The 9,820-nt window shown below is 64.3% G+C and carries 6 protein-coding genes and 1 pseudogene; 4 read left to right on the top strand and 3 right to left on the bottom strand.

The features are described 5' to 3' along the window. Together D1Y85_RS19625 and D1Y85_RS19620 are read left to right on the top strand one after the other, a co-directional pair. Nucleotides 1-1,226 (top strand): ABC transporter permease (locus D1Y85_RS19625; protein WP_124152837.1); only part of this gene is annotated, 1,226 nt, incomplete at its 5' end. A gap of 11 nt (nucleotides 1,227-1,237) precedes the next feature. Further along, nucleotides 1,238-2,575, top strand: a complete 1,338-nt coding sequence (locus D1Y85_RS19620; protein ID WP_124152740.1) for an ABC transporter ATP-binding protein — start codon at nucleotides 1,238-1,240, stop codon at nucleotides 2,573-2,575. 457 nt (nucleotides 2,576-3,032) lie between these two features. Here D1Y85_RS19620 and D1Y85_RS19615 read toward each other — a convergent pair whose 3' ends face one another. From D1Y85_RS19615 to D1Y85_RS19605, 3 genes are all read right to left on the bottom strand, one after another. Further along, entirely contained in the window at nucleotides 3,033-5,642 is a 2,610-nt protein-coding gene (locus D1Y85_RS19615; RefSeq protein ID WP_246024990.1) for a mechanosensitive ion channel domain-containing protein, read from the bottom strand. A 1,811-nt stretch (nucleotides 5,643-7,453) separates the two neighbouring features. After that, a complete protein-coding gene (locus D1Y85_RS19610; protein ID WP_124152739.1) occupies nucleotides 7,454-7,765 on the bottom strand; it encodes a thioredoxin family protein in 312 nt (103 codons plus the stop codon). Between the two features lie 52 nt (nucleotides 7,766-7,817). Beyond that, the gene (locus tag D1Y85_RS19605; protein WP_124152738.1) at nucleotides 7,818-8,618 is read right to left on the bottom strand and encodes a class I SAM-dependent methyltransferase; all 801 of its coding nucleotides are present in this window, start codon (nucleotides 8,616-8,618) and stop codon (nucleotides 7,818-7,820) included. A gap of 590 nt (nucleotides 8,619-9,208) precedes the next feature. Here D1Y85_RS19605 and D1Y85_RS19600 point away from each other — a divergent pair. Next, a complete protein-coding gene (locus tag D1Y85_RS19600; RefSeq protein ID WP_124152737.1) occupies nucleotides 9,209-9,469 on the top strand; it encodes a hypothetical protein in 261 nt (86 codons plus the stop codon). A 136-nt stretch (nucleotides 9,470-9,605) separates the two neighbouring features. Beyond that, a pseudogene (locus D1Y85_RS28115) lies at nucleotides 9,606-9,772 on the top strand (IS5-like element ISCARN85 family transposase); the annotation flags it as partial. Between the last annotated feature and the right edge of the window lie 48 nt (nucleotides 9,773-9,820).

Below are 9,820 nucleotides of genomic sequence, written 5' to 3'. Positions count from 1 at the left end.
ACCTGACCGGCTGGCAGCGCTTCTGGAAGCTCGAAGTGCCGTTCTCGATGCCCGGCCTCATCTGGAACATGATGATGTCGATGTCGGGGGGCTGGTTCTTCGTCGTCGCCTCCGAAGCGATCACGGTCGGCAACAAGACGATTACGCTGCCCGGCATCGGCGCGTATCTCGCACAGGCGATCTCCGATAAGAATCTCGGCGCTGTGGGCTGGGTGATCCTGACGATGACGGTCGTGATCCTTGCGTACGACCAGTTCCTGTTCCGTCCGCTCGTCGCGTGGGCCGACAAATTCCGCATGGAAACCACGAGTTCGGGCGATGCGCCAGAGTCGTGGCTGCTCGACCTGATCCGCCGCACGCGCCTGATTCACCGCCTGCTCGTGCCGATGGGCATGCTGCTCGCCACGCTCGCGCGCATTCCGATCCGTGTGCAGCTACCGAAAGCCGTGCCCGTGGTCAGCGCGACGCGCAGCAAGCGCTCGCGTGTCGGCGATGTGGTCTGGGCCGTCTTCGTGATCGTGCTGACTGTCTACGTCGTCTGGCGCGTCGTGGCCTACGTGCGCACGGGCGTGACGCTCGACGAAGTCGGCCACGTGCTCGTGCTCGGCCTCATCACACTGTTGCGCGTCATTCTGCTGATCGCGATCGCTTCGGTGATCTGGGTGCCGCTCGGCGTGCTGATTGGCTTGCGTCCCGCGCTTGCCGAAAAGGTCCAGCCGCTCGCGCAGTTCCTCGCCGCGTTCCCGGCGAACCTGCTGTTTCCGGTGTTCGTGATCGTTATCGTGCGCTTCCACCTGAATCCGGATATCTGGCTCTCGCCGCTGATCGTGCTCGGCACGCAGTGGTACATCCTGTTCAACGTGATCGCGGGCGCGACGGCCTATCCGAACGACTACAAGGAAGCGGCCACGAATTTCCGCATCCGCGGCTGGCAGTGGTGGCGCCAGGCGATGTTGCCCGGCATCTTCCCGTACTACGTCACTGGCGCGATCACGGCGTCGGGCGGCGCGTGGAACGCGAGCATCGTCTCCGAATTCGTCCAGTGGGGCGATACGAAGGTTGAGGCGCACGGGCTCGGCGCGTACATCGCACAGATGACCGCCGCCGGCGACTTTCCAAAAATCATTGTGGGCATCGCCGTGATGTCCCTGTTCGTCACGCTGTTCAACCGCGTGCTCTGGCGTCCGCTGTATGCGTACGCCGAGTCCCGGCTGCGGCTCGACTGAGGTAGACCGCGATGCTGAATCCGAAACTCGTTACCCCCGACCTGATCGCGCCGATGCGTCCCACCCGCGGCGCGGAAGTGCTCTCCGTGCGCAACGTTTCGCGTGGCTTCGGGAAGACCGACGACGAACGACTCGTGCTCGACAACGTGAACGTCTCGCTGCGCGAGGGTGAGATCGTCGGGCTGCTGGGCCGCTCGGGCTCGGGCAAGTCGACGCTCCTGCGCATCATCTCGGGTCTCATCGAGCCGACGGCCGGTGAAGTCGACTGGCTCGGCAAGCCGCTCGAAGGCCCGGCCGAAGGTGTCGCGATGGTGTTCCAGACCTTCGCACTGTTTCCGTGGCTCACCGTGCTGCAGAACGTGGAAGCGGGCCTCGAAGCGCAGGGCGTGGGCGCGCGCGAGCGCCGCGAACGCGCGCTGGCGGCGATCGACCTGATCGGTCTCGACGGCTTCGAGAACGCTTATCCGCGCGAACTTTCTGGCGGCATGCGTCAGCGCGTGGGTTTCGCGCGCGCGCTCGTCGTCGATCCGACGCTGCTGCTGATGGACGAACCGTTCTCGGCGCTCGACGTGCTGACCGCCGAAACGCTGCGTACCGACCTGCTCGATCTCTGGACCCAGGGCCGCATGCCGATCAAGTCGGTGTTGATCGTCACGCACAACATCGAAGAAGCGGTGTTCATGTGCGACCGTATTCTCGTGCTGTCGTCGAATCCGGGCCGTGTCGTCGCCGAGATCAAGGTGCCGTTCAAGCATCCGCGCAACCGTCTGGACCCGGCGTTCCGCAGGCTCGTCGACGACATCTACGCGAAGATGACCGCGCGCGAGGCGAGCGCGGCGTCGCGCGGCGGGCTCGAAGTGGGCAGCCGTCTGCCGAACGTTTCGACCAACCTGATGGCGGGTCTCATCGAGACGCTGGCGGCCGCGCCGTACCACGGTCGCGCCGACATGCCGGAAATCGCGCGCTCGCTGCATCTGGAAGTGGACGATCTGTTCCCGATCGCCGAAATGCTTCAGTTGCTCGGCTTCGCGGACGTGCGCGACGGCGACCTGCTGCTCACGCCGCCCGCGCGCGTGTTTGTCGAGATGGGTACGCAGGCGCGCAAGATGATGTTCGCGGAGCACCTGCTGCGTCACGTGCCGCTCGCGGCGCGGATCAAGAAGGTGTTGGGCGAGCGTCCGGGACACCGCGCACCGCGCGTGCGTTTCGAGCAGGAACTCGAAGACTTCCTCTCCGATGTCGTCGCCGAGGAAACGCTCGATACCGTGATCGACTGGGGCCGTTACGGCGAGATCTTTTCGTACAACGACCAGTCTGAAATCTTCAGCCTCGAAGACGTCGAGGTGTAAGCGGCGAAGGGCAAGTGCCGGCGGGTTGCCGTCGCCTGTCCGTCCGCACGCTGTACGACTCGCGCCCGGGCGTTCGTCCGGGCATCTATTCGCTAGCGGCGCGCAGGTGCGCCCGCTCTTTGCGCATTCAAGACTTATCCATCCCGGAACGAGCCGCTCGCAGCGGGCCTTCTACGCGCACGCGTGCCTGCTGGAACTTCGTGTTCAGGCACGACGATGAAGGGTGAGCTTCTTCGGGAGGTCACGCGATATTTGAGCGCCGGATCGTGACGCCACGCGCAGGTCATTGATTGGACTGAAAAGTCCGCCGTACTGATGGATCGTTACGGCGGGCCTGAACAGCTTGAGGTGAGCATTTTCGGGGGCTGGCAGGGTGAGTTCGGCGCGCGTGCGGTGCGCACCGGCGTGCGGTTTCCTTCGTAGAAAATCTCACCGCCGACAGGCACAGACGAGGTCGTCAGGACGGCTTACGTCCCGTGCCCGATGAGCCGTGGCCGTCGCCGGACTGGCCGTTGCGAGGCTTGCTCTCGTGTGCGGTACGCTGCGACGCGCGCGCTGTATCGCCGGAGGCACCGTCATCGTCGGCGTTGCCGGTCTGTCCTTCGACGTCCCTCGCGCCCGGCAGGCCCACCACGAAATTGCGCTGCGGATTCGCGAGCGCAATGCCGAGCGCCGTGAAGCGCTCGAGGAGCCGCCGGTTGAATTCGCGCTGCACCGGCCAGCGCGCGGAGTCCTTGCACTGGATCTGCCCGACCAGCGTCACGCTCGCACCGTCCACCTGATCGACGCCCCAGTAGGCAAAGTCGCTCAGAATGCCGTCCTTGAACTGGTCGTCGGCGCGCAGTTCGGCGCCGATTTGCTTCATGGTGTCGACGGCGCGCGTCACGTCCGCGCCGTACGCGATCGCCACCTTCACTGCCGCGTTGCCGATGCCGCGATTCGTGTTGTTGACTGTCGTGACCGAACTGAACGGCACGGTGTAGAGCGAGCCGTCGCCGCCGCGCAGTCGCACGGTGCGGATCGACAGGAATTCGACCGAGCCCGAGACGCCCGCCACCGTCACCCAGTCGCCCACCTGCATCGCGTTTTCGGTCAGCAGGAAGATACCCGTGATGAAGTCCTGCACGAGCTTCTGCGAGCCGAATCCGAGCGCCACGCCGAAGATGCTCGCGCCCGCGATGAGCGGCGCCGTGTTGACGCCGAGCTGCGATAGCGCGGTCAGCCCGACGATGATGAAGATCGCGACGAAGAGCGTGGTGCGAAACATTGGCAGCAGCGTGCGCAGGCGGGCGGCGCGCACGTAGTCGCCGGCATCGGTCCAGGCCTCGAGGCGGCGTTCGGCAGCGCCGTTCGCGGCTTCCCAGATCACGACGGCGACGACGATCGCCACGACGATCGTCGCGAGCGCGGAGCCGAGCAGGTGACCGATCGGCGCGCTCACGAGCACGCGGCCCGGGTGCAGACCCCAGACGTGCAGCAGCACATCGAGCGTAATGAGCCAGACGGTCGCGGTCGCAATCAGCCGCAGCGCCGGGTAATAGCGATAGGCGCGGCGCTGCGTGATGGAGATGTCGTCGCGATTGCCGAGCGGGTCGAACACGCGGCCGACCGCGCCGAGCACGACGATCGCGACCACGCGCGCGACGAGCAGCACAGCGAGCGAAATTCCGCCTGCGTGCAGTAACTCGCTGTAGCCGCCGCGCACGTCGAGTGCCCACACGAGCCACAGCGCGATCACGACGAAAACAGCGACACCGGCCCAGATATCGGCGAACCACTGAACGAGGTACGCAAGCGAACTGCGCCCGGAGGCCGAGCGGCGCATTGCGTCGGCGACGGGACGGCGGCACTGCAGGATCATGACGGCTAGCGCAAGGTGGCCAATCAACGTGACGATCTTCACGAGGGCGAGATGCGCATCGTCGGTCATGCCGAGCGGCACCGCCGCAGTCAACGCACCGCCCACGCCGCCGATCACGACGATGCGCGTGGTCCAGCGCTGGGCGAACACCGCTGCCGTGCCGGAGAGCGGCATCAGGCGCAGGGCGTCGGCGTCGGGTGCGAACAGCAGCGCACCGACCGCGATCACGATGCGGCAGATCACATACGTATCGACGAGTTGACCGACTGACTCCGCGAACGGGGCGTCGCTGGCGCCAAACAGCGAGAGCACGCCGGCCGCGCACAGCCCGAACGCAATCACGGGAAGGAGTTCGAGCGAGGCGAGCAGCAGTGCGGCGGGTAGGCGTTGCAGCCGCATCCAGTGGTGCACGCGGCGATGGGGCAGGCTCATCACGCTTGCCAGTGCGCCGGCCGTTTGCCCCGCGGTTTGCCCCGGTGTTGTGCGCGCGGCAGTGCTTGCTTGCACGTTGGTGTGTGGATCGGCGTTCGCTTCGTTGCTCGACACCGCGGACGGCCCGGCGCTCTCCATCCCTGCGGCAGTGCGCAGGGCTTTCGCCTGGTCTTCGCTTGCGTCTTTGTCGTTTTCGGGCCGGTTAGTCGCGGGCGCGGTGTCGCCGAGCGTGGCCGTGGCGTAGGCGACGATCGTGCGATGTGGCCGCGTGATGGCGCGGCGCGTCAGCGCCTCGGCGATCAGTGCGGGCGCGAGCGTGAGCAGCAGGACGCGCAGCAGGGCGAGCAGCATGGCGTGTCCGGCAGGTGTACCGAGGCGCTCGGTCCACCAGTCGCGAGCCGACGCCAGATCGAAGAGTGCCGTGCGTGATTGCAGCAGACGCGCGCCGAGAATCTGCGCACTGCGTGCGGCGTGATCGGCGATCTGCAGCACGAGGCCGTTCGAACGCAGTGCATGGCCGAGCGGCGCGGATGCGGGCGTCGCGGTTGCCGGTGCGCTCATCGCTGCGGGTGCGGGGGCAGGCGTGGCGAGCGCGCCGGCGGCTGCGATCGCGCGAAGCGTGTCTTCCACGTGAGCGCGCTGCGCCGGATCGTCAAGCACCTGCAGTGCGGCGCGCGCCTGGGCGGGCGTCAGCACGACGGGGGCGGCGGGATTTGCGGGGGCTGCGGCGCCCGGTTGGTTCGCGGGTTGCGGCGCGGCGTTGGCGGCGCTCATGCAGAGCGTGCAGGCAAGCGCGGCCAGGGTGGCCAGGAATTGCGTACACAGTGCGTGTAAGGCGCAATGGCGGAAAGTCCTTTGCATGGGAACGGGTCGGATGTCGATGGCTTCGATGGTGGCGGGACGGGCGGTAGGGACGCCGCGTGATCCGGACGGACATTCGACACGTCGCCGCAAAATTCGTGCCCTCTATCGCGCGGACTGGTGAGCGCCAGGCGAAAGGCACCCGGGCGGCGACGGTGAACGGCCAGTATGCACCGCCTGGCGACGGCCTGCGTCGTGCCGCCGTGTTTCATACCGCCTTTGCCGCGGCTTGACGCGCAAGTTAAAACGGATTGCAGGCCAAATAAAAGACGTAAGGGGAGTTTATTGCGATAGCCGTATGTAACTGGTCTGTACCATGTTGCGCCCATCGGGCTATCACGGGAACAGGATCGATCATGCGGCGCAGAACTCATCAGGTAAGCGAAATAAACGCCCGCCTGTTTCAGTGCGTGGCAGCTGCTTCTGCTGCTGCGGCGTTCACATTTACCGGCCTCATGTGCGCGATGTATCACCTGTGCACCACGTCCGGCAGCACCTGCAGCATGATCACAACACCTTCGATGGCGTTGCTCACCGTCGGGCCGGGTGCGCTGATTGCCGCCGTGTCCGGCTGGATTCGCGCCGCGAGCAATGCGCGGCGTGAGGCAGCCTGACGCGCGCCAATCCTTGCGGCGTGTTAGCCGACACGCTCAAGTGTTATGAACATTTCGTCTGGCTTACGAAGTGCTCGCGCATCGAAACCGCGAAAATTACGAAATTAGAAGCTCAGCGCGGAACCCGCGCGGACACGTCCAGTAGTCGCGCGCGAGCCGGCAAAGGCGGCCTCAACTGCGCTGCGCTACGCCTCAAAGTCACATTCACGCTATTCGACACCACGCTGCGGCTCAAGCGCGACGGCTTTGTCACGAGGGCGAGATCCTGGCGACGAGGTATCAAGCTTTGCGTAACGCCTGGATAAGGAAACCATAAGAATTTTTCCCTAGCATTAATCATCAGTTGACCTATCGCGGACTCGTCGGGTTGATTCCGTTGCGGGCAATGATTGCGAGGGACGATGAAATGACGCATGCACTGGATCCGCAACTGCACGCACATATATGCGTTGGCAAAACGCGAGCCGTCGATTTACGTAAAGCGGAAGTGAAGGGCGGGAATCACGTCTGTCGATTCAAATGCTACGGGCGAGGGCCTGACGGCGAGCAGCACTTCCAGTGCGTCGTATGCGGCGTTTATATGGTGCGTGGCGTAATGTATGGTCCAGACTGATTGTCGAAAGGTGTCGCGAATCGCGAATGAAAGCGGAGAATGACCGCGATCTAGCCGCTAACGGCGCGTCGCGCTGACGCGTTTTACCGTAGAGCATGCCGAGTGTCGGCGCAGCCACGCCAGTGCGCTGTGCAAGTTCGGAAGGCGCGCCGAGCAGCGCACGCGGTTCTTCGGCGCGTTCGTCCAACTGCGGCGCCGAAGCCCCGACGATCAGCAGATTGCTGCTGCCTTTGCGGATCACGCCGGGCGCCGCGATCGTCGACGATAAATGCATGACACAACCGGACGTCTGCGCGGGTGGCAGCGCCCCCGACATACGAGGCATCGAGGCGCTCGGCGCGCCGTATCAACGCCGCGAGTACATTCTCGCTAACGTCGTGCCCGGGCGAGAACTGGAGCGAAGTGCGCGTGATGCGCGCCGCACAGCGGCGCGAGACGGTGAGGATTTACGGGAGAATTGTGCAGCCCCAGGCCACTGCACGTGGCAGCAGCGCGTGTCAGCGGAGCACGCCGAAGGCTTCGTCGAGTTCGTGCGCGTTTGTCGGGCGCACCACGCGCGCGACTTCCACACCGTTACGCAGAAAGATCAGCGTGGGCCACAACTTCACGCGAAACGAGCGGCCGAGCGCGCGGCCGGGACCGTCTTCCACTTTTAGATGCCGTACGTCGCCGTGCTGCGCAAATGCAGCCCCGATCAGCGGCTGCGCGCCCTGGCAATAGCTGCACCAGTTGGTGCCGAATTCCAGTACGGCGGAGCCGGTCAACGCGTCGATATCCTTGCGCGCGGGCGCATTCGTGGCATAGCTCATGATGTTTTCCGTTGACGAGACGTTCACACGATACCCCAACGTACCGAAGCGTTCAGGCGCGTGCTCGCGTGGCGATGGTTGCAGACGACTCGATGCGCTCGATCAGCCAGCCGTCTGTGGCGTGCTCGGCGATAAGGGCGTCAATGCGTTCGAGCAGCGTGTCGAGCTGATCGCCGAGGCGCTCGCGTGAGAGGCTCGACATCGAAAGCGGCCGTGCCTTCAACTGCTCCGCACTCACACGACGGTATTCGATCACCGAGATACGTTCGAGCGCTGAAAACGCGGAGCGCGCCAGCACGTCGGCGTGGCTTTCCCAGTCGGCCGACTGGCGCTGCTTGCGCGCGGGATCGAGATTCGCGTATTGGTCGAGCAGCGTGCGATATTGCGCGGCCCACGGGCGCAGCGGGTCGTCGAGATGGGCGGTGTTAAAAAGCGCGACAGCGCCGCGTTCCGCGATGAGTGTGTCGAGGCGGGCGAGCGTATCGGCGCGATCCATCCAGTGAAATGCACGACCGATCACGGCGAGATGAATGGGGCCGAGACTCGCGTCGAGGTCGTAAGAACTGCCTTGCCGGTATTCGACATTCGGCGCGATGCCCGCGCCGAGTTGCGACGCGACTTCGAGCATCGCGGGCTCGGGATCGATCGCGACGGCCATCGCGACCCAGCTCGCGAACGCGAGCGAGATCTGGCCAGGGCCGCAGCCGAGGTCGAGCAGGCGCTGCGTGCCGTCGAGCCCGGTCAGTTGCGCGACGCGGCGGATCAGGGCGGGCGAGTAGGCGGGACGGCCGGTCAGATAGTGCTGGGCGGCGTTGCGAAAACGGTCGGGGATAAAAGGCGTGATCGAACTCATGGCGTCTCGGACGTGCGCGTGGGTCAGCAAAGGAGTGGGGCTTCGACAGTCTGGAGACGCTGCGCGGTTGCGTCAAGGTGCCGTGCGCCGCGATGGGTGAGCTTTTTCGGGAGTGAGCGGGGCGCGGTCTGAAGTCGCACCGTCGCGGGCGCGGTGGGAGAGTGAGCGTTTGGGCGATCGGCGAGGAAGTGCCTTAAAACAAGGGGTAAAGTGAGTGAACGCAGATTTCGGCGACGCGTGCCGCGGCGTCGGCGCGCCGGTTAACACGGTAGCGCGCAGCAAAAGGTGAGACTTTGCGGGACCTGAAGACAGGTACCCGAACGACGTACACGAATCGGCTCGCGGCATAGCATGCCGGACCTCAGAAATCGAATTTTGGCCTTGTTTTCAAGGCGTTTTGTGCCACGCAATCGATTGCGTGGCGAGCGGCTGCGCATTGTTTGGTCAAGCGGAATTTGCAAAGGTGAGAGGATTCGGGAGTCGCGTGCCGGGCCCATGGACGGCCGCATGGGATCGGTATATAACAGAATCACGAGTTTTCTCGATTCCTTGATATCCAGGAGAGACCCATCATCATGACGAGTGACGATATGCACAAACGGGACGCGCAAACGCCAGGTGGCGAGCAGGCGCAACCCGATCTGGAACATCTGAACGCAGCGCTTGCCCACGTCGACGAGGGCGTGAAGTCCGGCAGGATTGCGGCAGGTGCTGCGAAAGGCCTCGTGTACAGCCTGGTTGAAACGCTCGGCGCGCTGGTGGGCGATCCTGATCTGCCGGAGCACGCTCGCTCGGGCTACCAGGGGTTGCTGGAAGCGGCGCGAGAACTGCGCGCGAAGCTGGAGCGCTAAACGAATCGTGGGCGGCGCGCGGTATTCGCGAGCCGCTTGCATTGCGCGTCCTTATTGCTTATGTGGACAGTTGCGCATTGGCCGGGGCGTGTTCACATAATTTTTTGTTTGATCGTATTCTTCGGTGACGGAAATTCTTGAACCATGGGAATATGATCGGCAAATGTACAAGCGCCAAAACGATGTTGAACGCCTGTTTCGCCGCCTCAAAGACCTCCGCCGCATTTTTCCCGGTTCTAAAAACTGGACGTGATCTTCCTCGCTTTCATCAATTTCGCGCTCATTGTCTATGGGCGTAGATAGTGTGAACACGACCTGGATTGTTCTCCTAACGAAAAAACCTCGACGCCA

The organism is Paraburkholderia dinghuensis (genome assembly GCF_003837865.1).
GTDB classification, from domain to species: domain Bacteria; phylum Pseudomonadota; class Gammaproteobacteria; order Burkholderiales; family Burkholderiaceae; genus Paraburkholderia; species Paraburkholderia dinghuensis.
Note: the sequence above shows the minus strand (reverse complement) of the source record. Positions and strands in the feature narration are given on the sequence as shown.

Bases quoted from the DNA above. Each gene is read 5' to 3' on its own strand.
- D1Y85_RS19600 (WP_124152737.1), top strand. From the start codon at position 9,209: ATGCACAAACGGGACGCGCAAACGCCAGGTGGCGAGCAGGCGCAACCC.
- D1Y85_RS19610 (WP_124152739.1), bottom strand. From the start codon at position 7,765: ATGAGCTATGCCACGAATGCGCCCGCGCGCAAGGATATCGACGCGTTG.
- D1Y85_RS19615 (WP_246024990.1), bottom strand. From the start codon at position 5,642: ATGAGCGCCGCCAACGCCGCGCCGCAACCCGCGAACCAACCGGGCGCC.
- D1Y85_RS19620 (WP_124152740.1), top strand. From the start codon at position 1,238: ATGCTGAATCCGAAACTCGTTACCCCCGACCTGATCGCGCCGATGCGT.
- D1Y85_RS19605 (WP_124152738.1), bottom strand. From the start codon at position 8,618: ATGAGTTCGATCACGCCTTTTATCCCCGACCGTTTTCGCAACGCCGCC.